Annotated in this window: 25 protein-coding genes and 1 pseudogene; 21 read left to right on the top strand and 5 right to left on the bottom strand. The window is 70.8% G+C overall.

The genetic code is table 11. The annotated features are described in order from the left end of the window. Positions 1-157 precede the first annotated feature (157 nt). The 5 genes and pseudogenes from Ae717Ps2_RS40690 to Ae717Ps2_RS32620 all read left to right on the top strand — a co-directional run. A pseudogene (locus tag Ae717Ps2_RS40690) lies at positions 158-454 on the top strand (FtsK/SpoIIIE domain-containing protein); the annotation flags it as partial. Between the two features lie 70 nt (positions 455-524). Beyond that, on the top strand, positions 525-839 hold the full coding sequence (locus Ae717Ps2_RS32635) for a hypothetical protein (RefSeq protein WP_075334804.1): 315 nt from the start codon (positions 525-527) through the stop codon (positions 837-839). Positions 840-1,384: 545 nt separating this feature from the next. After that, positions 1,385-1,771 carry a hypothetical protein gene (locus Ae717Ps2_RS32630; protein ID WP_143510863.1) on the top strand — a complete coding sequence of 129 codons (387 nt, stop codon included), beginning with the start codon at positions 1,385-1,387 and terminating at the stop codon, positions 1,769-1,771. Positions 1,772-1,838: 67 nt separating this feature from the next. Beyond that, positions 1,839-2,105: a hypothetical protein gene (locus Ae717Ps2_RS32625; RefSeq protein WP_075334802.1), complete on the top strand. Its 267-nt coding sequence runs from the start codon at positions 1,839-1,841 to the stop codon at positions 2,103-2,105. Between the two features lie 177 nt (positions 2,106-2,282). Further along, positions 2,283-2,723 (top strand): hypothetical protein, encoded by a 441-nt coding sequence (locus Ae717Ps2_RS32620; protein WP_075334801.1) that lies wholly within the window; start codon positions 2,283-2,285, stop codon positions 2,721-2,723. Positions 2,724-3,200: 477 nt separating this feature from the next. On the opposite strand, the gene Ae717Ps2_RS32615 is transcribed toward Ae717Ps2_RS32620, so the two are convergent. Then, positions 3,201-3,470, bottom strand: coding sequence for a hypothetical protein (locus Ae717Ps2_RS32615; RefSeq protein WP_075313538.1), 270 nt, complete (start codon positions 3,468-3,470; stop codon positions 3,201-3,203). A gap of 130 nt (positions 3,471-3,600) precedes the next feature. On the opposite strand from Ae717Ps2_RS32615, the gene Ae717Ps2_RS37750 reads away from it, so the two are divergent. From Ae717Ps2_RS37750 to Ae717Ps2_RS32595, 5 genes are all read left to right on the top strand, one after another. Then, positions 3,601-3,822 (top strand): hypothetical protein, encoded by a 222-nt coding sequence (locus Ae717Ps2_RS37750; RefSeq protein WP_075334800.1) that lies wholly within the window; start codon positions 3,601-3,603, stop codon positions 3,820-3,822. A 23-nt stretch (positions 3,823-3,845) separates the two neighbouring features. After that, positions 3,846-4,004, top strand: coding sequence for a hypothetical protein (locus tag Ae717Ps2_RS37745; RefSeq protein WP_158071613.1), 159 nt, complete (start codon positions 3,846-3,848; stop codon positions 4,002-4,004). A gap of 403 nt (positions 4,005-4,407) precedes the next feature. Beyond that, positions 4,408-4,737 carry an FtsK/SpoIIIE domain-containing protein gene (locus Ae717Ps2_RS37740; RefSeq protein WP_075334799.1) on the top strand — a complete coding sequence of 110 codons (330 nt, stop codon included), beginning with the start codon at positions 4,408-4,410 and terminating at the stop codon, positions 4,735-4,737. Then, positions 4,673-5,164 carry a hypothetical protein gene (locus Ae717Ps2_RS32600; protein ID WP_075334798.1) on the top strand — a complete coding sequence of 164 codons (492 nt, stop codon included), beginning with the start codon at positions 4,673-4,675 and terminating at the stop codon, positions 5,162-5,164. Before Ae717Ps2_RS37740 ends, Ae717Ps2_RS32600 begins: the two co-directional genes overlap by 65 nt. Before the next feature lie 437 nt (positions 5,165-5,601). Continuing rightward, complete coding sequence (locus Ae717Ps2_RS32595; RefSeq protein WP_143510859.1) at positions 5,602-6,870, top strand: protein rep; 1,269 nt, start codon at positions 5,602-5,604, stop codon at positions 6,868-6,870. A 561-nt stretch (positions 6,871-7,431) separates the two neighbouring features. Here Ae717Ps2_RS32595 and Ae717Ps2_RS32590 read toward each other — a convergent pair. Further along, positions 7,432-7,701 carry a hypothetical protein gene (locus Ae717Ps2_RS32590; protein ID WP_075313538.1) on the bottom strand — a complete coding sequence of 90 codons (270 nt, stop codon included), beginning with the start codon at positions 7,699-7,701 and terminating at the stop codon, positions 7,432-7,434. 130 nt (positions 7,702-7,831) lie between these two features. Here Ae717Ps2_RS32590 and Ae717Ps2_RS37735 point away from each other — a divergent pair, with 130 nt between their 5' ends. From Ae717Ps2_RS37735 to Ae717Ps2_RS32575, 3 genes are all read left to right on the top strand, one after another. Then, positions 7,832-8,236: a hypothetical protein gene (locus Ae717Ps2_RS37735; RefSeq protein ID WP_158071614.1), complete on the top strand. Its 405-nt coding sequence runs from the start codon at positions 7,832-7,834 to the stop codon at positions 8,234-8,236. A gap of 1 nt (position 8,237) precedes the next feature. After that, positions 8,238-9,401, top strand: a complete 1,164-nt coding sequence (locus tag Ae717Ps2_RS32580; protein ID WP_075334790.1) for an FtsK/SpoIIIE domain-containing protein — start codon at positions 8,238-8,240, stop codon at positions 9,399-9,401. A 437-nt stretch (positions 9,402-9,838) separates the two neighbouring features. Next, positions 9,839-11,107: a protein rep gene (locus Ae717Ps2_RS32575; RefSeq protein WP_143510859.1), complete on the top strand. Its 1,269-nt coding sequence runs from the start codon at positions 9,839-9,841 to the stop codon at positions 11,105-11,107. Positions 11,108-11,668: 561 nt separating this feature from the next. Here the strand turns inward: Ae717Ps2_RS32575 and Ae717Ps2_RS32570 are convergent. Then, on the bottom strand, positions 11,669-11,938 hold the full coding sequence (locus Ae717Ps2_RS32570) for a hypothetical protein (RefSeq protein ID WP_075313538.1): 270 nt from the start codon (positions 11,936-11,938) through the stop codon (positions 11,669-11,671). A 130-nt stretch (positions 11,939-12,068) separates the two neighbouring features. On the opposite strand from Ae717Ps2_RS32570, the gene Ae717Ps2_RS37730 reads away from it, so the two are divergent. From Ae717Ps2_RS37730 to Ae717Ps2_RS32555, 3 genes are all read left to right on the top strand, one after another. Next, positions 12,069-12,473, top strand: coding sequence for a hypothetical protein (locus Ae717Ps2_RS37730; RefSeq protein WP_158071614.1), 405 nt, complete (start codon positions 12,069-12,071; stop codon positions 12,471-12,473). 1 nt (position 12,474) lies between these two features. Beyond that, complete coding sequence (locus tag Ae717Ps2_RS32560; RefSeq protein ID WP_075334790.1) at positions 12,475-13,638, top strand: FtsK/SpoIIIE domain-containing protein; 1,164 nt, start codon at positions 12,475-12,477, stop codon at positions 13,636-13,638. Between the two features lie 437 nt (positions 13,639-14,075). After that, positions 14,076-15,344 (top strand): protein rep, encoded by a 1,269-nt coding sequence (locus Ae717Ps2_RS32555; RefSeq protein ID WP_143510859.1) that lies wholly within the window; start codon positions 14,076-14,078, stop codon positions 15,342-15,344. Positions 15,345-15,905: 561 nt separating this feature from the next. Here the strand turns inward: Ae717Ps2_RS32555 and Ae717Ps2_RS32550 are convergent. Further along, positions 15,906-16,175, bottom strand: a complete 270-nt coding sequence (locus Ae717Ps2_RS32550) for a hypothetical protein (protein WP_075313538.1) — start codon at positions 16,173-16,175, stop codon at positions 15,906-15,908. 130 nt (positions 16,176-16,305) lie between these two features. On the opposite strand from Ae717Ps2_RS32550, the gene Ae717Ps2_RS37725 reads away from it, so the two are divergent. From Ae717Ps2_RS37725 to Ae717Ps2_RS32535, 3 genes are all read left to right on the top strand, one after another. Then, the gene (locus Ae717Ps2_RS37725; protein WP_158071614.1) at positions 16,306-16,710 is read left to right on the top strand and encodes a hypothetical protein; all 405 of its coding nucleotides are present in this window, start codon (positions 16,306-16,308) and stop codon (positions 16,708-16,710) included. 1 nt (position 16,711) lies between these two features. Next, positions 16,712-17,875, top strand: coding sequence for an FtsK/SpoIIIE domain-containing protein (locus Ae717Ps2_RS32540; protein ID WP_075334790.1), 1,164 nt, complete (start codon positions 16,712-16,714; stop codon positions 17,873-17,875). 437 nt (positions 17,876-18,312) lie between these two features. Then, positions 18,313-19,581 (top strand): protein rep, encoded by a 1,269-nt coding sequence (locus tag Ae717Ps2_RS32535; protein WP_143510859.1) that lies wholly within the window; start codon positions 18,313-18,315, stop codon positions 19,579-19,581. 561 nt (positions 19,582-20,142) lie between these two features. Here Ae717Ps2_RS32535 and Ae717Ps2_RS32530 read toward each other — a convergent pair. Beyond that, entirely contained in the window at positions 20,143-20,412 is a 270-nt protein-coding gene (locus Ae717Ps2_RS32530) for a hypothetical protein (protein WP_075313538.1), read from the bottom strand. A 130-nt stretch (positions 20,413-20,542) separates the two neighbouring features. Here Ae717Ps2_RS32530 and Ae717Ps2_RS37720 point away from each other — a divergent pair, with 130 nt between their 5' ends. Continuing rightward, positions 20,543-20,947, top strand: coding sequence for a hypothetical protein (locus Ae717Ps2_RS37720; RefSeq protein WP_158071614.1), 405 nt, complete (start codon positions 20,543-20,545; stop codon positions 20,945-20,947). A gap of 1 nt (position 20,948) precedes the next feature. Next, the gene (locus Ae717Ps2_RS32520; RefSeq protein WP_075334790.1) at positions 20,949-22,112 is read left to right on the top strand and encodes an FtsK/SpoIIIE domain-containing protein; all 1,164 of its coding nucleotides are present in this window, start codon (positions 20,949-20,951) and stop codon (positions 22,110-22,112) included. Positions 22,113-22,395: the final 283 nt, after the last annotated feature.

Genomic DNA, 22,395 nt, shown 5'->3' with positions numbered 1-22,395 from the left:
TGGTTGCCGATCTGCGCCGGGTGGCGCTGCGGATCGCCCCGCATTTGGGCGCGGCCGCGCTGCGCATCTCCGCTGGGGCAGATCCATGCCCGGGTCGAGCTGCTCGGTGTCGACCCGCTCGAGGGCACCGTGAGCCTGGTCTACCCCCGCTCCGGGCCGGATCGCGCTCGGGGTGGACGAGAAGGCCCGGGACCTCGTGCAGTCCTGGGCCGACGATGTCGCGCACACGATCGTGCAGGGCGTCACCCGCTCTGGGAAGAGCGTCTGGACCTACAGCCTGCTGGCGCAGCTCGCCGCCGACCCGTTGGTCACGATCTGCGGGTCGGACCCGACCGGGCTGCTGTGGCGTCCGTTCGCCGGGACTCGACACGCTGCTCTGCAGGTCTCCGGTGTCGACGACCCCGGCGCCCACGAGGCCCTGCTCCAGGCGCTCGTCGCCGACATGGACGCGCGCATCGCCGCGATGCCGCCGACCGCGACAACCGTCGCGATCACCACCGACCAGCCGCTGCGAGTCGTCGTCCTTGAGGAGCTGGCGCGCTCTACGGGTCGCCGACTCCGCGTCGACGACCAAGGACCCGATCGGCAAGCGCATCCGCGCTCTGATCGGGCGTCTGCTCGCCGAGGGAGCGAAGGCCGGTTACCGGCTGGTGCTGATCGTGCAGCGCGCCGAGGCCGCGATCGTCGGGGCGTTCGAGCGCGCCATGTGCTCGCTGCGGATCTCCTTCCGCACCGACAACCGGGCGTCGGTCGAGCTGCTGCACCCGGCGCCCCGGCCGAGCTGGCCGACCAACACACGTCGCCCCGCCCGGCGTCGCGCTGCTGTCCGCTCCGGGTGAGGAGCTGGTCCGCTTCCGGGCTCCTACCTGGGCGGATACCCCGAGTACGTCGCGCGGTCAGGTCGGCGTGCCCGCCGGAGGAGACCGGCCCGACGCGATCGCGGCCTGAGCTCGTGCAGATCGACCCGACCGTTCCCGGCGTGTCGCCCCTGATCGGCGACTCCGGAGGACCAGTGTCGGGCCCCGGAAAGCCGAGAGCCCCGGGTGTGTCCAGCACCCGAGGCTCTGCACCAGCGGCGGACCGAGTCAACATCCCCGAAGGAGAGGTCTTCCGCTGTGGCTGAGCGCCACGGTACGGGCACCGGAGACGGTGCACCACGCCGACACGCACGACGCCCGATCGGCCGTCTCTGGCGCGCTGAGGGGGTCGCAGGACGTTGCCTGGTTCCGTGCTGCAGCCGGGGCCGGGCCGCGCGGCGCCGGAGGCGTGAGCGCGGTCCCGGCGGCCGAGCGGAGCGAGGCCCTTGGCACTATCACTGACAACTCTTCCACTGCTGGTCAGAGCCATGATCGGGAAGAGGGGTCGGGAGGCTGTCCGGACCGAGGTGCGCTCTTGGCTGACGCTGCGGGAGACTCAGGGCAAGCTCGACCGCTCCGACGTCGTCCAGGTTCAGGACCGGCGCAGCGAGCGACGGGCTGAGCGTTGGGCGCCGCGGGGTATGCGCTCGCTGGTCAAGGGCCGCTCCGCTGGCTGTGGTCTGCCCGGCGGCCGGGAGGACGGCTCGGTGGTCTTGAAGGTCACCGACGCCACCGGCACCAGTGCCGAGGCCACGACCGGGGCGAATGGTCGGATCGCTGGGTTCTCTGGGCTCTGGACCTGCGGGATGGTGTGGATGTGTCCTGAGTGCTCGGTGCGGATCGGGGCGAAGCGCGCGGAGGAGGTCGCGACCGTCCTGGCCCACCACTGGCCGAGGGTGGCGACCCGCTGCTGATCACTCTGACCATGCGTCACCACCGTCAGCACTCCCTGGCCGAGTGCCTCAAGGCGCTCACCGTGGCGTGGGGGAAGGTCACCAGGGCCGGGCCGCTCAGGACGACTACCGGATGCTGGGGCTGCGCGGCTGGGTCCGGGCCCTGGAGATCACTCACTCTGTGGATAACGGATGGCACGTTCACCTGCACATCCTCATGGTTGTCGAGCAGGGCATGTCCGACGACGCGATCGAGGCATTGACCGGCGGATGGTTCGCTCGCTGGTCGGCCGGGTTGGTCAAGGCCGGGATGCCCGCACACCGAGGAGCGCGGCGTCGACGTGCAGCGCGCTGACGCTGCCGCGATGCCCGAGACCTCCGGGGCCTGGGCCCGCTACGTGTGCAAGGGTCTGGCCAGCGAGGCCGTCATGGGCTCCACGAAGGCCGCGCGCGGCACCTCCCGTTCGATCTACGAGCTGATGCGCGACGCCACCGTGGGCGCCGGTTCGAGAACCCTGACACCGGTGACGTCGTGCAGCTCGCCGACATGCAGGCCCGTGCACTGCTGGCCGAGTACGAGACCGCGATCCGTGGCCGCAAGCAGCTCACCTGGTCGCTGGGGTCCCACGACCTGCGCACCGGAGTCGACATGGAGCCCGAGCAGTCCGACGAGGACATCGTCGCCGAGGACCTGGAGGGCGAGCCCGTCGCGGTGATCCCCCCGCATTCCTGGAAGATCGTTGAGCCCCGTGCGGCCGAGCTGCTCCACATCACCGAACGCGCCGGCGACGACGCCGCACGAGCCTGGCTCGACGACCTCGGCGTCGAGTGGTGGCTACCCACCGGCCTCACCGACACTCGCCGCCCGGCGTCGCACCCGGCGCGACGGCTGACCTTGCCGGGAGTCGTTTTCCTTAGGAAAACGCCTAACTTGCTCCGCCGAAGGCGGCACCGACACCCGCGTCGTCGATAGGACGACACCGGGCACGAGACCCGCCCGGCCGAAGATCATCAGTGGATGCATAGGTCCTGTGGTTCTGGAGGTCTTGTCGCGAACGGTGTCGGCGACCGCCGGTCGGTGAGCAGTGAGCGGCTTGTCAATGACTCATTGACAAGCCGCTCGGCCGACTCAGCCACGCGTACGGGCTGCTGCGGTGCCAGCTCCTCGACAGGGCTGGCCTTGGAGGGTGGGGCTGCGGTCACGTCGGCGCGCTTGCGCCTGCACGGCCGCTGCAGGGCCCGCAACGGCTCAGGGGTCACCGGCGGCCGTGCTGCCCAGGCTTGCGGGCCCTGCAGCGGCCGTGCTGCCCTCCGGGGCCGACGTGACCGCAGCCCCCCGGAGCCTCACGACACCCGCCGACTCCGGTTACCGCATGCTTGTCTCGGTGGCTGCGGGAGCGGAGGTGCACCACGCAGTGGCCGCCGGAGGCGTGCAGTGGACCGGCCGGTGTCATTGGTCCTGGGCGTCGGGCTCTGCTTTTTGTGGGGGCGTGGCCCACCGCCGAGCGGTCATCCGAGGGATGCCGGTCAGGTACTCGACGGTGCGCCAGGACTGGGCGTCCTCGTAGAGGGCGTGCAGGACGAGTCCGCCGAGCATTGAATTTCGGCCGCGCCGGCGCCACGTCTCCTGGGCGGCGGTGATGAGGTCGGCGCGGAGGTCGCCGGTCTGCTGAGAGGGAGGGATGAGCTCGTCTAGGGCCTCCCGCTGGGCGCTGGTCATGACAGGGTCCTCTCGCTCTTGGTGTCTCATGCTGGGCATTGTCTCGCATCTCCGTGTCCTATGAGTGGGACGCAAGTCGTGCTAGTCTTGTGCCAATAGTGGGCAAGAATGGCGACGAGAGGCGGAGGATGTGCGTAGCTATCCGATCGATACCGACCGCGTGACCCTGATCAGCACCGGCACTGTGACGCCGGTGGCGAAGTGGGTCGAGTTGTCCGACGGCTCGCGCCGCCCGGACCCGCAGGGCCGCCAGGACACCGACGAGCACGGTCGCGGCCTGTGGCGGGTTGAGGCCCTGACCCGGCCGACCAGGGCGACGAGCGGGACAAGAGCGCTGTCGTCGAGATCCTGATCGCCTCCCACGATCGCCCGGCGGTGGGCTCGCTCGGTCAGCCGCTGCACTTCGACGGCCTGGTGATGACTCCCGGCTATGTGCAGCGCAAGACCGGTCAGCTCACCCCGCCGCGCTGGTCGGCGGACGGTATTCGTGGGCAGGTCGGGCGTGGTCGTAAGCCTGAGGGCGAGGCGGCCTGACATGGGCCTCTGGGCGAGGAGGGATCGGGCGGTCGATGAGCGTGAGGCCGATGGCCTGTGGTGGTCGTGGCGGCAGGCGTGCGAGGGCGCCGGGCTGTGCTGCCGGGTCGACACCGTCTCCGGCGCGACGGTTGTCGTGCCGCAGCTGGTCGACATCGTCCTGGGCCCGCCGACCGTGCTGACGATCAAGCTCCTGCCTGGTCAGCTGGTTGCCGATCTGCGCCGGGTGGCGCTGCGGATCGCCCCGCATTTGGGCGCGGCCGCGCTGCGCATCCCCGCTGGGGCAGATCCATGCCCGGGTCGAGCTGCTCGGTGTCGACCCGCTCGAGGGCACCGTGAGCCTGGTCCTACCCGCCGCTCCGGGCCGGATCGCGCTCGGGGTGGACGAGAAGGCCGGGACCTCGTGCAGTCCTGGGCCGACGATGTCGCGCACACGATCGTGCAGGGCGTCACCCGCTCTGGGAAGAGCGTCTGGACCTACAGCCTGCTGGCGCAGCTCGCCGCCGACCCGTTGGTCACGATCTGCGGGTCGGACCCGACCGGGCTGCTGTGGCGTCCGTTCGCCGGGACTCGACACGCTGCTCTGCAGGTCTCCGGTGTCGACGACCCCGGCGCCCACGAGGCCCTGCTCCAGGCGCTCGTCGCCGACATGGACGCGCGCATCGCCGATGCCCGCCGACCGCGACACCGTCGCGATCACCACCGACCAGCCGCTGCGAGTCGTCGTCCTTGAGGAGCTGGCCGCGCTCTACCGGGTCGCCGACTCCGCGTCGACGACCAAGGACCCGATCGGCAAGCGCATCCGCGCTCTGATCGGGCGTCTGCTCGCCGAGGGAGCGAAGGCCGGTTACCGGCTGGTGCTGATCGTGCAGCGCGCCGAGGCCGCGATCGTCGGGGCGTTCGAGCGCGCCATGTGCTCGCTGCGGATCTCCTTCCGCACCGACAACCGGGCGTCGGTCGAGCTGCTGCACCCCGGCGCCCCGGCCGAGCTGGCCGACCAACACACCGTCGCCCGCCCCGGCGTCGCGCTGCTGTCCGCTCCGGGTGAGGAGCTGGTCCGCTTCCGGGCTCCCTACCTGGGCGGATACCCCGAGTACGTCGCCGCGGTCAGGTCGGCGTGCCCGCCGGAGGAGACCGGCCCGACCGCGATCGCGGCCTGAGCTCGTGCAGATCGACCCGACCGTTCCCGGCGTGTCGCCCCTGATCGGCGACTCCGGAGGACCAGTGTCGGGCCCCGGAAAGCCGAGAGCCCCGGGTGTGTCCAGCACCCGAGGCTCTGCACCAGCGGCGGACCGAGTCAACATCCCCGAAGGAGAGGTCTTCCGCTGTGGCTGAGCGCCACGGTACGGGCACCGGAGACGGTGCACCACGCCGACACACGCACGACGCCCGATCGGCCGTCTCTGGCGCGCTGAGGGGGTCGCAGGACGTTGCCTGGTTCCGTGCTGCAGCCGGGGCCGGGCCGCGCGGCGCCGGAGGCGTGAGCGCGGTCCCGGCGGCCGAGCGGAGCGAGGCCCTTGGCACTATCACTGACAACTCTTCCACTGCTGGTCAGAGCCATGATCGGGAAGAGGGTCGGGAGGCTGTCCGGACCGAGGTGCGCTCTTGGCTGACGCTGCGGGAGACTCAGGGCAAGCTCGACCGCTCCGACGTCGTCCAGGTTCAGGACCGGCGCAGCGAGCGACGGGCTGAGCGTTGGGCGATCCGCCGGGGTATGCGCTCGCTGGTCAAGGGCCGCTCCGCTGGCTGTGGTCTGCCCGGCGGCCGGGAGGACGGCTCGGTGGTCTTGAAGGTCACCGACGCCACCGGCACCAGTGCCGAGGCCACGACCGGGGCGAATGGTCGGATCGCTGGGTTCTCTGGGCTCTGGACCTGCGGGATGGTGTGGATGTGTCCTGAGTGCTCGGTGCGGATCGGGGCGAAGCGCGCGGAGGAGGTCGCGACCGTCCTGGCCCACCACCTGGCCGAGGGTGGCGACCCGCTGCTGATCACTCTGACCATGCGTCACCACCGTCAGCACTCCCTGGCCGAGTGCCTCAAGGCGCTCACCGTGGCGTGGGGGAAGGTCACCCAGGGCCGGGCCGCTCAGGACGACTACCGGATGCTGGGGCTGCGCGGCTGGGTCCGGGCCCTGGAGATCACTCACTCTGTGGATAACGGATGGCACGTTCACCTGCACATCCTCATGGTTGTCGAGCAGGGCATGTCCGACGACGCGATCGAGGCATTGACCGGCGGATGGTTCGCTCGCTGGTCGGCCGGGTTGGTCAAGGCCGGGATGCCCGCACCCACCGAGGAGCGCGGCGTCGACGTGCAGCGCGCTGACGCTGCCGCGATGCCCGAGACCTCCGGGGCCTGGGCCCGCTACGTGTGCAAGGGTCTGGCCAGCGAGGCCGTCATGGGCTCCACGAAGGCCGCGCGCGGCACCTCCCGTTCGATCTACGAGCTGATGCGCGACGCCACCGTGGGCCGCCGGTTCGAGAACCCTGACACCGGTGACGTCGTGCAGCTCGCCGACATGCAGGCCCGTGCACTGCTGGCCGAGTACGAGACCGCGATCCGTGGCCGCAAGCAGCTCACCTGGTCGCTGGGGTCCCACGACCTGCGCACCGGAGTCGACATGGAGCCCGAGCAGTCCGACGAGGACATCGTCGCCGAGGACCTGGAGGGCGAGCCCGTCGCGGTGATCCCCCCGCATTCCTGGAAGATCGTTGAGCCCCGTGCGGCCGAGCTGCTCCACATCACCGAACGCGCCGGCGACGACGCCGCACGAGCCTGGCTCGACGACCTCGGCGTCGAGTGGTGGCTACCCACCGGCCTCACCGACACTCGCCGCCCCGGCGTCGCACCCGGCGCCGACGGCTGACCTTGCCGGGAGTCGTTTTCCTTAGGAAAACGCCTAACTTGCTCCGCCGAAGGCGGCACCGACACCCGCGTCGTCGATAGGACGACACCGGGCACGAGACCCGCGCCCGGCCGAAGATCATCAGTGGATGCATAGGTCCTGTGGTTCTGGAGGTCTTGTCGCGAACGGTGTCGGCGACCGCCGGTCGGTGAGCAGTGAGCGGCTTGTCAATGACTCATTGACAAGCCGCTCGGCCGACTCAGCCACGCGTACGGGCTGCTGCGGTGCCAGCTCCTCGACAGGGCTGGCCTTGGAGGGTGGGGCTGCGGTCACGTCGGCGCGCTTGCGCCTGCACGGCCGCTGCAGGGCCCGCAACGGCTCAGGGGTCACCGGCGGCCGTGCTGCCCAGGCTTGCGGGCCCTGCAGCGGCCGTGCTGCCCTCCGGGGCCGACGTGACCGCAGCCCCACCCGGAGCCTCACGACACCCGCCGACTCCGGTTACCGCATGCTTGTCTCGGTGGCTGCGGGAGCGGAGGTGCACCACGCAGTGGCCGCCGGAGGCGTGCAGTGGACCGGCCGGTGTCATTGGTCCTGGGCGTCGGGCTCTGCTTTTTGTGGGGGCGTGGCCCACCGCCGAGCGGTCATCCGAGGGATGCCGGTCAGGTACTCGACGGTGCGCCAGGACTGGGCGTCCTCGTAGAGGGCGTGCAGGACGAGTCCGCCGAGCATTGAATTTCGGCCGCGCCGGCGCCACGTCTCCTGGGCGGCGGTGATGAGGTCGGCGCGGAGGTCGCCGGTCTGCTGAGAGGGAGGGATGAGCTCGTCTAGGGCCTCCCGCTGGGCGCTGGTCATGACAGGGTCCTCTCGCTCTTGGTGTCTCATGCTGGGCATTGTCTCGCATCTCCGTGTCCTATGAGTGGGACGCAAGTCGTGCTAGTCTTGTGCCAATAGTGGGCAAGAATGGCGACGAGAGGCGGAGGATGTGCGTAGCTATCCGATCGATACCGACCGCGTGACCCTGATCAGCACCGGCACTGTGACGCCGGTGGCGAAGTGGGTCGAGTTGTCCGACGGCTCGCGCCGCCCGGACCCGCAGGGCCGCCAGGACACCGACGAGCACGGTCGCGGCCTGTGGCGGGTTGAGGCCCTGACCCCGGCCGACCAGGGCGACGAGCGGGACAAGAGCGCTGTCGTCGAGATCCTGATCGCCTCCCACGATCGCCCGGCGGTGGGCTCGCTCGGTCAGCCGCTGCACTTCGACGGCCTGGTGATGACTCCCGGCTATGTGCAGCGCAAGACCGGTCAGCTCACCCCGCCGCGCTGGTCGGCGGACGGTATTCGTGGGCAGGTCGGGCGTGGTCGTAAGCCTGAGGGCGAGGCGGCCTGACATGGGCCTCTGGGCGAGGAGGGATCGGGCGGTCGATGAGCGTGAGGCCGATGGCCTGTGGTGGTCGTGGCGGCAGGCGTGCGAGGGCGCCGGGCTGTGCTGCCGGGTCGACACCGTCTCCGGCGCGACGGTTGTCGTGCCGCAGCTGGTCGACATCGTCCTGGGCCCGCCGACCGTGCTGACGATCAAGCTCCTGCCTGGTCAGCTGGTTGCCGATCTGCGCCGGGTGGCGCTGCGGATCGCCCCGCATTTGGGCGCGGCCGCGCTGCGCATCTCCCCGCTGGGGCAGATCCATGCCCGGGTCGAGCTGCTCGGTGTCGACCCGCTCGAGGGCACCGTGAGCCTGGTCCTACCCGCCGCTCCGGGCCGGATCGCGCTCGGGGTGGACGAGAAGGCCCGGGACCTCGTGCAGTCCTGGGCCGACGATGTCGCGCACACGATCGTGCAGGGCGTCACCCGCTCTGGGAAGAGCGTCTGGACCTACAGCCTGCTGGCGCAGCTCGCCGCCGACCCGTTGGTCACGATCTGCGGGTCGGACCCGACCGGGCTGCTGTGGCGTCCGTTCGCCGGGACTCGACACGCTGCTCTGCAGGTCTCCGGTGTCGACGACCCCGGCGCCCACGAGGCCCTGCTCCAGGCGCTCGTCGCCGACATGGACGCGCGCATCGCCGCGATGCCCGCCGACCGCGACACCGTCGCGATCACCACCGACCAGCCGCTGCGAGTCGTCGTCCTTGAGGAGCTGGCCGCGCTCTACCGGGTCGCCGACTCCGCGTCGACGACCAAGGACCCGATCGGCAAGCGCATCCGCGCTCTGATCGGGCGTCTGCTCGCCGAGGGAGCGAAGGCCGGTTACCGGCTGGTGCTGATCGTGCAGCGCGCCGAGGCCGCGATCGTCGGGGCGTTCGAGCGCGCCATGTGCTCGCTGCGGATCTCCTTCCGCACCGACAACCGGGCGTCGGTCGAGCTGCTGCACCCCGGCGCCCCGGCCGAGCTGGCCGACCAACACACCGTCGCCCGCCCCGGCGTCGCGCTGCTGTCCGCTCCGGGTGAGGAGCTGGTCCGCTTCCGGGCTCCCTACCTGGGCGGATACCCCGAGTACGTCGCCGCGGTCAGGTCGGCGTGCCCGCCGGAGGAGACCGGCCCGACCGCGATCGCGGCCTGAGCTCGTGCAGATCGACCCGACCGTTCCCGGCGTGTCGCCCCTGATCGGCGACTCCGGAGGACCAGTGTCGGGCCCCGGAAAGCCGAGAGCCCCGGGTGTGTCCAGCACCCGAGGCTCTGCACCAGCGGCGGACCGAGTCAACATCCCCGAAGGAGAGGTCTTCCGCTGTGGCTGAGCGCCACGGTACGGGCACCGGAGACGGTGCACCACGCCGACACACGCACGACGCCCGATCGGCCGTCTCTGGCGCGCTGAGGGGGTCGCAGGACGTTGCCTGGTTCCGTGCTGCAGCCGGGGCCGGGCCGCGCGGCGCCGGAGGCGTGAGCGCGGTCCCGGCGGCCGAGCGGAGCGAGGCCCTTGGCACTATCACTGACAACTCTTCCACTGCTGGTCAGAGCCATGATCGGGAAGAGGGTCGGGAGGCTGTCCGGACCGAGGTGCGCTCTTGGCTGACGCTGCGGGAGACTCAGGGCAAGCTCGACCGCTCCGACGTCGTCCAGGTTCAGGACCGGCGCAGCGAGCGACGGGCTGAGCGTTGGGCGATCCGCCGGGGTATGCGCTCGCTGGTCAAGGGCCGCTCCGCTGGCTGTGGTCTGCCCGGCGGCCGGGAGGACGGCTCGGTGGTCTTGAAGGTCACCGACGCCACCGGCACCAGTGCCGAGGCCACGACCGGGGCGAATGGTCGGATCGCTGGGTTCTCTGGGCTCTGGACCTGCGGGATGGTGTGGATGTGTCCTGAGTGCTCGGTGCGGATCGGGGCGAAGCGCGCGGAGGAGGTCGCGACCGTCCTGGCCCACCACCTGGCCGAGGGTGGCGACCCGCTGCTGATCACTCTGACCATGCGTCACCACCGTCAGCACTCCCTGGCCGAGTGCCTCAAGGCGCTCACCGTGGCGTGGGGGAAGGTCACCCAGGGCCGGGCCGCTCAGGACGACTACCGGATGCTGGGGCTGCGCGGCTGGGTCCGGGCCCTGGAGATCACTCACTCTGTGGATAACGGATGGCACGTTCACCTGCACATCCTCATGGTTGTCGAGCAGGGCATGTCCGACGACGCGATCGAGGCATTGACCGGCGGATGGTTCGCTCGCTGGTCGGCCGGGTTGGTCAAGGCCGGGATGCCCGCACCCACCGAGGAGCGCGGCGTCGACGTGCAGCGCGCTGACGCTGCCGCGATGCCCGAGACCTCCGGGGCCTGGGCCCGCTACGTGTGCAAGGGTCTGGCCAGCGAGGCCGTCATGGGCTCCACGAAGGCCGCGCGCGGCACCTCCCGTTCGATCTACGAGCTGATGCGCGACGCCACCGTGGGCCGCCGGTTCGAGAACCCTGACACCGGTGACGTCGTGCAGCTCGCCGACATGCAGGCCCGTGCACTGCTGGCCGAGTACGAGACCGCGATCCGTGGCCGCAAGCAGCTCACCTGGTCGCTGGGGTCCCACGACCTGCGCACCGGAGTCGACATGGAGCCCGAGCAGTCCGACGAGGACATCGTCGCCGAGGACCTGGAGGGCGAGCCCGTCGCGGTGATCCCCCCGCATTCCTGGAAGATCGTTGAGCCCCGTGCGGCCGAGCTGCTCCACATCACCGAACGCGCCGGCGACGACGCCGCACGAGCCTGGCTCGACGACCTCGGCGTCGAGTGGTGGCTACCCACCGGCCTCACCGACACTCGCCGCCCCGGCGTCGCACCCGGCGCCGACGGCTGACCTTGCCGGGAGTCGTTTTCCTTAGGAAAACGCCTAACTTGCTCCGCCGAAGGCGGCACCGACACCCGCGTCGTCGATAGGACGACACCGGGCACGAGACCCGCGCCCGGCCGAAGATCATCAGTGGATGCATAGGTCCTGTGGTTCTGGAGGTCTTGTCGCGAACGGTGTCGGCGACCGCCGGTCGGTGAGCAGTGAGCGGCTTGTCAATGACTCATTGACAAGCCGCTCGGCCGACTCAGCCACGCGTACGGGCTGCTGCGGTGCCAGCTCCTCGACAGGGCTGGCCTTGGAGGGTGGGGCTGCGGTCACGTCGGCGCGCTTGCGCCTGCACGGCCGCTGCAGGGCCCGCAACGGCTCAGGGGTCACCGGCGGCCGTGCTGCCCAGGCTTGCGGGCCCTGCAGCGGCCGTGCTGCCCTCCGGGGCCGACGTGACCGCAGCCCCACCCGGAGCCTCACGACACCCGCCGACTCCGGTTACCGCATGCTTGTCTCGGTGGCTGCGGGAGCGGAGGTGCACCACGCAGTGGCCGCCGGAGGCGTGCAGTGGACCGGCCGGTGTCATTGGTCCTGGGCGTCGGGCTCTGCTTTTTGTGGGGGCGTGGCCCACCGCCGAGCGGTCATCCGAGGGATGCCGGTCAGGTACTCGACGGTGCGCCAGGACTGGGCGTCCTCGTAGAGGGCGTGCAGGACGAGTCCGCCGAGCATTGAATTTCGGCCGCGCCGGCGCCACGTCTCCTGGGCGGCGGTGATGAGGTCGGCGCGGAGGTCGCCGGTCTGCTGAGAGGGAGGGATGAGCTCGTCTAGGGCCTCCCGCTGGGCGCTGGTCATGACAGGGTCCTCTCGCTCTTGGTGTCTCATGCTGGGCATTGTCTCGCATCTCCGTGTCCTATGAGTGGGACGCAAGTCGTGCTAGTCTTGTGCCAATAGTGGGCAAGAATGGCGACGAGAGGCGGAGGATGTGCGTAGCTATCCGATCGATACCGACCGCGTGACCCTGATCAGCACCGGCACTGTGACGCCGGTGGCGAAGTGGGTCGAGTTGTCCGACGGCTCGCGCCGCCCGGACCCGCAGGGCCGCCAGGACACCGACGAGCACGGTCGCGGCCTGTGGCGGGTTGAGGCCCTGACCCCGGCCGACCAGGGCGACGAGCGGGACAAGAGCGCTGTCGTCGAGATCCTGATCGCCTCCCACGATCGCCCGGCGGTGGGCTCGCTCGGTCAGCCGCTGCACTTCGACGGCCTGGTGATGACTCCCGGCTATGTGCAGCGCAAGACCGGTCAGCTCACCCCGCCGCGCTGGTCGGCGGACGGTATTCGTGGGCAGGTCGGGCGTGGTCGTAAGCCTGAGGGCGAGGCGGCCTGACATGGGCCTCTGGGCGAGGAGGGATCGGGCGGTCGATGAGCGTGAGGCCGATGGCCTGTGGTGGTCGTGGCGGCAGGCGTGCGAGGGCGCCGGGCTGTGCTGCCGGGTCGACACCGTCTCCGGCGCGACGGTTGTCGTGCCGCAGCTGGTCGACATCGTCCTGGGCCCGCCGACCGTGCTGACGATCAAGCTCCTGCCTGGTCAGCTGGTTGCCGATCTGCGCCGGGTGGCGCTGCGGATCGCCCCGCATTTGGGCGCGGCCGCGCTGCGCATCTCCCCGCTGGGGCAGATCCATGCCCGGGTCGAGCTGCTCGGTGTCGACCCGCTCGAGGGCACCGTGAGCCTGGTCCTACCCGCCGCTCCGGGCCGGATCGCGCTCGGGGTGGACGAGAAGGCCCGGGACCTCGTGCAGTCCTGGGCCGACGATGTCGCGCACACGATCGTGCAGGGCGTCACCCGCTCTGGGAAGAGCGTCTGGACCTACAGCCTGCTGGCGCAGCTCGCCGCCGACCCGTTGGTCACGATCTGCGGGTCGGACCCGACCGGGCTGCTGTGGCGTCCGTTCGCCGGGACTCGACACGCTGCTCTGCAGGTCTCCGGTGTCGACGACCCCGGCGCCCACGAGGCCCTGCTCCAGGCGCTCGTCGCCGACATGGACGCGCGCATCGCCGCGATGCCCGCCGACCGCGACACCGTCGCGATCACCACCGACCAGCCGCTGCGAGTCGTCGTCCTTGAGGAGCTGGCCGCGCTCTACCGGGTCGCCGACTCCGCGTCGACGACCAAGGACCCGATCGGCAAGCGCATCCGCGCTCTGATCGGGCGTCTGCTCGCCGAGGGAGCGAAGGCCGGTTACCGGCTGGTGCTGATCGTGCAGCGCGCCGAGGCCGCGATCGTCGGGGCGTTCGAGCGCGCCATGTGCTCGCTGCGGATCTCCTTCCGCACCGACAACCGGGCGTCGGTCGAGCTGCTGCACCCCGGCGCCCCGGCCGAGCTGGCCGACCAACACACCGTCGCCCGCCCCGGCGTCGCGCTGCTGTCCGCTCCGGGTGAGGAGCTGGTCCGCTTCCGGGCTCCCTACCTGGGCGGATACCCCGAGTACGTCGCCGCGGTCAGGTCGGCGTGCCCGCCGGAGGAGACCGGCCCGACCGCGATCGCGGCCTGAGCTCGTGCAGATCGACCCGACCGTTCCCGGCGTGTCGCCCCTGATCGGCGACTCCGGAGGACCAGTGTCGGGCCCCGGAAAGCCGAGAGCCCCGGGTGTGTCCAGCACCCGAGGCTCTGCACCAGCGGCGGACCGAGTCAACATCCCCGAAGGAGAGGTCTTCCGCTGTGGCTGAGCGCCACGGTACGGGCACCGGAGACGGTGCACCACGCCGACACACGCACGACGCCCGATCGGCCGTCTCTGGCGCGCTGAGGGGGTCGCAGGACGTTGCCTGGTTCCGTGCTGCAGCCGGGGCCGGGCCGCGCGGCGCCGGAGGCGTGAGCGCGGTCCCGGCGGCCGAGCGGAGCGAGGCCCTTGGCACTATCACTGACAACTCTTCCACTGCTGGTCAGAGCCATGATCGGGAAGAGGGTCGGGAGGCTGTCCGGACCGAGGTGCGCTCTTGGCTGACGCTGCGGGAGACTCAGGGCAAGCTCGACCGCTCCGACGTCGTCCAGGTTCAGGACCGGCGCAGCGAGCGACGGGCTGAGCGTTGGGCGATCCGCCGGGGTATGCGCTCGCTGGTCAAGGGCCGCTCCGCTGGCTGTGGTCTGCCCGGCGGCCGGGAGGACGGCTCGGTGGTCTTGAAGGTCACCGACGCCACCGGCACCAGTGCCGAGGCCACGACCGGGGCGAATGGTCGGATCGCTGGGTTCTCTGGGCTCTGGACCTGCGGGATGGTGTGGATGTGTCCTGAGTGCTCGGTGCGGATCGGGGCGAAGCGCGCGGAGGAGGTCGCGACCGTCCTGGCCCACCACCTGGCCGAGGGTGGCGACCCGCTGCTGATCACTCTGACCATGCGTCACCACCGTCAGCACTCCCTGGCCGAGTGCCTCAAGGCGCTCACCGTGGCGTGGGGGAAGGTCACCCAGGGCCGGGCCGCTCAGGACGACTACCGGATGCTGGGGCTGCGCGGCTGGGTCCGGGCCCTGGAGATCACTCACTCTGTGGATAACGGATGGCACGTTCACCTGCACATCCTCATGGTTGTCGAGCAGGGCATGTCCGACGACGCGATCGAGGCATTGACCGGCGGATGGTTCGCTCGCTGGTCGGCCGGGTTGGTCAAGGCCGGGATGCCCGCACCCACCGAGGAGCGCGGCGTCGACGTGCAGCGCGCTGACGCTGCCGCGATGCCCGAGACCTCCGGGGCCTGGGCCCGCTACGTGTGCAAGGGTCTGGCCAGCGAGGCCGTCATGGGCTCCACGAAGGCCGCGCGCGGCACCTCCCGTTCGATCTACGAGCTGATGCGCGACGCCACCGTGGGCCGCCGGTTCGAGAACCCTGACACCGGTGACGTCGTGCAGCTCGCCGACATGCAGGCCCGTGCACTGCTGGCCGAGTACGAGACCGCGATCCGTGGCCGCAAGCAGCTCACCTGGTCGCTGGGGTCCCACGACCTGCGCACCGGAGTCGACATGGAGCCCGAGCAGTCCGACGAGGACATCGTCGCCGAGGACCTGGAGGGCGAGCCCGTCGCGGTGATCCCCCCGCATTCCTGGAAGATCGTTGAGCCCCGTGCGGCCGAGCTGCTCCACATCACCGAACGCGCCGGCGACGACGCCGCACGAGCCTGGCTCGACGACCTCGGCGTCGAGTGGTGGCTACCCACCGGCCTCACCGACACTCGCCGCCCCGGCGTCGCACCCGGCGCCGACGGCTGACCTTGCCGGGAGTCGTTTTCCTTAGGAAAACGCCTAACTTGCTCCGCCGAAGGCGGCACCGACACCCGCGTCGTCGATAGGACGACACCGGGCACGAGACCCGCGCCCGGCCGAAGATCATCAGTGGATGCATAGGTCCTGTGGTTCTGGAGGTCTTGTCGCGAACGGTGTCGGCGACCGCCGGTCGGTGAGCAGTGAGCGGCTTGTCAATGACTCATTGACAAGCCGCTCGGCCGACTCAGCCACGCGTACGGGCTGCTGCGGTGCCAGCTCCTCGACAGGGCTGGCCTTGGAGGGTGGGGCTGCGGTCACGTCGGCGCGCTTGCGCCTGCACGGCCGCTGCAGGGCCCGCAACGGCTCAGGGGTCACCGGCGGCCGTGCTGCCCAGGCTTGCGGGCCCTGCAGCGGCCGTGCTGCCCTCCGGGGCCGACGTGACCGCAGCCCCACCCGGAGCCTCACGACACCCGCCGACTCCGGTTACCGCATGCTTGTCTCGGTGGCTGCGGGAGCGGAGGTGCACCACGCAGTGGCCGCCGGAGGCGTGCAGTGGACCGGCCGGTGTCATTGGTCCTGGGCGTCGGGCTCTGCTTTTTGTGGGGGCGTGGCCCACCGCCGAGCGGTCATCCGAGGGATGCCGGTCAGGTACTCGACGGTGCGCCAGGACTGGGCGTCCTCGTAGAGGGCGTGCAGGACGAGTCCGCCGAGCATTGAATTTCGGCCGCGCCGGCGCCACGTCTCCTGGGCGGCGGTGATGAGGTCGGCGCGGAGGTCGCCGGTCTGCTGAGAGGGAGGGATGAGCTCGTCTAGGGCCTCCCGCTGGGCGCTGGTCATGACAGGGTCCTCTCGCTCTTGGTGTCTCATGCTGGGCATTGTCTCGCATCTCCGTGTCCTATGAGTGGGACGCAAGTCGTGCTAGTCTTGTGCCAATAGTGGGCAAGAATGGCGACGAGAGGCGGAGGATGTGCGTAGCTATCCGATCGATACCGACCGCGTGACCCTGATCAGCACCGGCACTGTGACGCCGGTGGCGAAGTGGGTCGAGTTGTCCGACGGCTCGCGCCGCCCGGACCCGCAGGGCCGCCAGGACACCGACGAGCACGGTCGCGGCCTGTGGCGGGTTGAGGCCCTGACCCCGGCCGACCAGGGCGACGAGCGGGACAAGAGCGCTGTCGTCGAGATCCTGATCGCCTCCCACGATCGCCCGGCGGTGGGCTCGCTCGGTCAGCCGCTGCACTTCGACGGCCTGGTGATGACTCCCGGCTATGTGCAGCGCAAGACCGGTCAGCTCACCCCGCCGCGCTGGTCGGCGGACGGTATTCGTGGGCAGGTCGGGCGTGGTCGTAAGCCTGAGGGCGAGGCGGCCTGACATGGGCCTCTGGGCGAGGAGGGATCGGGCGGTCGATGAGCGTGAGGCCGATGGCCTGTGGTGGTCGTGGCGGCAGGCGTGCGAGGGCGCCGGGCTGTGCTGCCGGGTCGACACCGTCTCCGGCGCGACGGTTGTCGTGCCGCAGCTGGTCGACATCGTCCTGGGCCCGCCGACCGTGCTGACGATCAAGCTCCTGCCTGGTCAGCTGGTTGCCGATCTGCGCCGGGTGGCGCTGCGGATCGCCCCGCATTTGGGCGCGGCCGCGCTGCGCATCTCCCCGCTGGGGCAGATCCATGCCCGGGTCGAGCTGCTCGGTGTCGACCCGCTCGAGGGCACCGTGAGCCTGGTCCTACCCGCCGCTCCGGGCCGGATCGCGCTCGGGGTGGACGAGAAGGCCCGGGACCTCGTGCAGTCCTGGGCCGACGATGTCGCGCACACGATCGTGCAGGGCGTCACCCGCTCTGGGAAGAGCGTCTGGACCTACAGCCTGCTGGCGCAGCTCGCCGCCGACCCGTTGGTCACGATCTGCGGGTCGGACCCGACCGGGCTGCTGTGGCGTCCGTTCGCCGGGACTCGACACGCTGCTCTGCAGGTCTCCGGTGTCGACGACCCCGGCGCCCACGAGGCCCTGCTCCAGGCGCTCGTCGCCGACATGGACGCGCGCATCGCCGCGATGCCCGCCGACCGCGACACCGTCGCGATCACCACCGACCAGCCGCTGCGAGTCGTCGTCCTTGAGGAGCTGGCCGCGCTCTACCGGGTCGCCGACTCCGCGTCGACGACCAAGGACCCGATCGGCAAGCGCATCCGCGCTCTGATCGGGCGTCTGCTCGCCGAGGGAGCGAAGGCCGGTTACCGGCTGGTGCTGATCGTGCAGCGCGCCGAGGCCGCGATCGTCGGGGCGTTCGAGCGCGCCATGTGCTCGCTGCGGATCTCCTTCCGCACCGACAACCGGGCGTCGGTCGAGCTGCTGCACCCCGGCGCCCCGGCCGAGCTGGCCGACCAACACACCGTCGCCCGCCCCGGCGTCGCGCTGCTGTCCGCTCCGGGTGAGGAGCTGGTCCGCTTCCGGGCTCCCTACCTGGGCGGATACCCCGAGTACGTCGCCGCGGTCAGGTCGGCGTGCCCGCCGGAGGAGACCGGCCCGACCGCGATCGCGGCCTGAGCTCGTGCAGATCGACCCGACCGTTCCCGGCGTGTCGCCCCTGATCGGCGACTCCGGAGGACCAGTGTCGGGCCCCGGAAAGCCGAGAGCCCCGGGTGTGTCCAGCACCCGAGGCTCTGCACCAGCGGCGGACCGAGTCAACATCCCCGAAGGAGAGGTCTTCCGCTGTGGCTGAGCGCCACGGTACGGGCACCGGAGACGGTGCACCACGCCGACACACGCACGACGCCCGATCGGCCGTCTCTGGCGCGCTGAGGGGGTCGCAGGACGTTGCCTGGTTCCGTGCTGCAGCCGGGGCCGGGCCGCGCGGCGCCGGAGGCGTGAGCGCGGTCCCGGCGGCCGAGCGGAGCGAGGCCCTTGGCACTATCACTGACAACTCTTCCACTGCTGGTCAGAGCCATGATCGGGAAGAGGGTCGGGAGGCTGTCCGGACCGAGGTGCGCTCTTGGCTGACGCTGCGGGAGACTCAGGGCAAGCTCGACCGCTCCGACGTCGTCCAGGTTCAGGACCGGCGCAGCGAGCGACGGGCTGAGCGTTGGGCGATCCGCCGGGGTATGCGCTCGCTGGTCAAGGGCCGCTCCGCTGGCTGTGGTCTGCCCGGCGGCCGGGAGGACGGCTCGGTGGTCTTGAAGGTCACCGACGCCACCGGCACCAGTGCCGAGGCCACGACCGGGGCGAATGGTCGGATCGCTGGGTTCTCTGGGCTCTGGACCTGCGGGATGGTGTGGATGTGTCCTGAGTGCTCGGTGCGGATCGGGGCGAAGCGCGCGGAGGAGGTCGCGACCGTCCTGGCCCACCACCTGGCCGAGGGTGGCGACCCGCTGCTGATCACTCTGACCATGCGTCACCACCGTCAGCACTCCCTGGCCGAGTGCCTCAAGGCGCTCACCGTGGCGTGGGGGAAGGTCACCCAGGGCCGGGCCGCTCAGGACGACTACCGGATGCTGGGGCTGCGCGGCTGGGTCCGGGCCCTGGAGATCACTCACTCTGTGGATAACGGATGGCACGTTCACCTGCACATCCTCATGGTTGTCGAGCAGGGCATGTCCGACGACGCGATCGAGGCATTGACCGGCGGATGGTTCGCTCGCTGGTCGGCCGGGTTGGTCAAGGCCGGGATGCCCGCACCCACCGAGGAGCGCGGCGTCGACGTGCAGCGCGCTGACGCTGCCGCGATGCCCGAGACCTCCGGGGCCTGGGCCCGCTACGTGTGCAAGGGTCTGGCCAGCGAGGCCGTCATGGGCTCCACGAAGGCCGCGCGCGGCACCTCCCGTTCGATCTACGAGCTGATGCGCGACGCCACCGTGGGCCGCCGGTTCGAGAACCCTGACACCGGTGACGTCGTGCAGCTCGCCGACATGCAGGCCCGTGCACTGCTGGCCGAGTACGAGACCGCGATCCGTGGCCGCAAGCAGCTCACCTGGTCGCTGGGGTCCCACGACCTGCGCACCGGAGTCGACATGGAGCCCGAGCAGTCCGACGAGGACATCGTCGCCGAGGACCTGGAGGGCGAGCCCGTCGCGGTGATCCCCCCGCATTCCTGGAAGATCGTTGAGCCCCGTGCGGCCGAGCTGCTCCACATCACCGAACGCGCCGGCGACGACGCCGCACGAGCCTGGCTCGACGACCTCGGCGTCGAGTGGTGGCTACCCACCGGCCTCACCGACACTCGCCGCCCCGGCGTCGCACCCGGCGCCGACGGCTGACCTTGCCGGGAGTCGTTTTCCTTAGGAAAACGCCTAACTTGCTCCGCCGAAGGCGGCACCGACACCCGCGTCGTCGATAGGACGACACCGGGCACGAGACCCGCGCCCGGCCGAAGATCATCAGTGGATGCATAGGTCCTGTGGTTCTGGAGGTCTTGTCGCGAACGGTGTCGGCGACCGCCGGTCGGTGAGCAGTGAGCGGCTTGTCAATGACTCATTGACAAGCCGCTCGGCCGACTCAGCCACGCGTACGGGCTGCTGCGGTGCCAGCTCCTCGACAGGGCTGGCCTTGGAGGGTGGGGCTGCGGTCACGTCGGCGCGCTTGCGCCTGCACGGCCGCTGCAGGGCCCGCAACGGCTCAGGGGTCACCGGCGGCCGTGCTGCCCAGGCTTGCGGGCCCTGCAGCGGCCGTGCTGCCCTCCGGGGCCGACGTGACCGCAGCCCCACCCGGAGCCTCACGACACCCGCCGACTCCGGTTACCGCATGCTTGTCTCGGTGGCTGCGGGAGCGGAGGTGCACCACGCAGTGGCCGCCGGAGGCGTGCAGTGGACCGGCCGGTGTCATTGGTCCTGGGCGTCGGGCTCTGCTTTTTGTGGGGGCGTGGCCCACCGCCGAGCGGTCATCCGAGGGATGCCGGTCAGGTACTCGACGGTGCGCCAGGACTGGGCGTCCTCGTAGAGGGCGTGCAGGACGAGTCCGCCGAGCATTGAATTTCGGCCGCGCCGGCGCCACGTCTCCTGGGCGGCGGTGATGAGGTCGGCGCGGAGGTCGCCGGTCTGCTGAGAGGGAGGGATGAGCTCGTCTAGGGCCTCCCGCTGGGCGCTGGTCATGACAGGGTCCTCTCGCTCTTGGTGTCTCATGCTGGGCATTGTCTCGCATCTCCGTGTCCTATGAGTGGGACGCAAGTCGTGCTAGTCTTGTGCCAATAGTGGGCAAGAATGGCGACGAGAGGCGGAGGATGTGCGTAGCTATCCGATCGATACCGACCGCGTGACCCTGATCAGCACCGGCACTGTGACGCCGGTGGCGAAGTGGGTCGAGTTGTCCGACGGCTCGCGCCGCCCGGACCCGCAGGGCCGCCAGGACACCGACGAGCACGGTCGCGGCCTGTGGCGGGTTGAGGCCCTGACCCCGGCCGACCAGGGCGACGAGCGGGACAAGAGCGCTGTCGTCGAGATCCTGATCGCCTCCCACGATCGCCCGGCGGTGGGCTCGCTCGGTCAGCCGCTGCACTTCGACGGCCTGGTGATGACTCCCGGCTATGTGCAGCGCAAGACCGGTCAGCTCACCCCGCCGCGCTGGTCGGCGGACGGTATTCGTGGGCAGGTCGGGCGTGGTCGTAAGCCTGAGGGCGAGGCGGCCTGACATGGGCCTCTGGGCGAGGAGGGATCGGGCGGTCGATGAGCGTGAGGCCGATGGCCTGTGGTGGTCGTGGCGGCAGGCGTGCGAGGGCGCCGGGCTGTGCTGCCGGGTCGACACCGTCTCCGGCGCGACGGTTGTCGTGCCGCAGCTGGTCGACATCGTCCTGGGCCCGCCGACCGTGCTGACGATCAAGCTCCTGCCTGGTCAGCTGGTTGCCGATCTGCGCCGGGTGGCGCTGCGGATCGCCCCGCATTTGGGCGCGGCCGCGCTGCGCATCTCCCCGCTGGGGCAGATCCATGCCCGGGTCGAGCTGCTCGGTGTCGACCCGCTCGAGGGCACCGTGAGCCTGGTCCTACCCGCCGCTCCGGGCCGGATCGCGCTCGGGGTGGACGAGAAGGCCCGGGACCTCGTGCAGTCCTGGGCCGACGATGTCGCGCACACGATCGTGCAGGGCGTCACCCGCTCTGGGAAGAGCGTCTGGACCTACAGCCTGCTGGCGCAGCTCGCCGCCGACCCGTTGGTCACGATCTGCGGGTCGGACCCGACCGGGCTGCTGTGGCGTCCGTTCGCCGGGACTCGACACGCTGCTCTGCAGGTCTCCGGTGTCGACGACCCCGGCGCCCACGAGGCCCTGCTCCAGGCGCTCGTCGCCGACATGGACGCGCGCATCGCCGCGATGCCCGCCGACCGCGACACCGTCGCGATCACCACCGACCAGCCGCTGCGAGTCGTCGTCCTTGAGGAGCTGGCCGCGCTCTACCGGGTCGCCGACTCCGCGTCGACGACCAAGGACCCGATCGGCAAGCGCATCCGCGCTCTGATCGGGCGTCTGCTCGCCGAGGGAGCGAAGGCCGGTTACCGGCTGGTGCTGATCGTGCAGCGCGCCGAGGCCGCGATCGTCGGGGCGTTCGAGCGCGCCATGTGCTCGCTGCGGATCTCCTTCCGCACCGACAACCGGGCGTCGGTCGAGCTGCTGCACCCCGGCGCCCCGGCCGAGCTGGCCGACCAACACACCGTCGCCCGCCCCGGCGTCGCGCTGCTGTCCGCTCCGGGTGAGGAGCTGGTCCGCTTCCGGGCTCCCTACCTGGGCGGATACCCCGAGTACGTCGCCGCGGTCAGGTCGGCGTGCCCGCCGGAGGAGACCGGCCCGACCGCGATCGCGGCCTGAGCTCGTGCAGATCGACCCGACCGTTCCCGGCGTGTCGCCCCTGATCGGCGACTCCGGAGGACCAGTGTCGGGCCCCGGAAAGCCGAGAGCCCCGGGTGTGTCCAGCACCCGAGGCTCTGCACCAGCGGCGGACCGAGTCAACATCCCCGAAGGAGAGGTCTTCCGCTGTGGCTGAGCGCCACGGTACGGGCACCGGAGACGGTGCACCACGCCGACACACGCACGACGCCCGATCGGCCGTCTCTGGCGCGCTGAGGGGGTCGCAGGACGTTGCCTGGTTCCG

Source organism: Pseudonocardia sp. Ae717_Ps2, from assembly GCF_001932475.1.
In the GTDB taxonomy this organism is placed as follows: Bacteria; Actinomycetota; Actinomycetes; order Mycobacteriales; family Pseudonocardiaceae; genus Pseudonocardia.
Note: the sequence above shows the minus strand (reverse complement) of the source record. Positions and strands in the feature narration are given on the sequence as shown.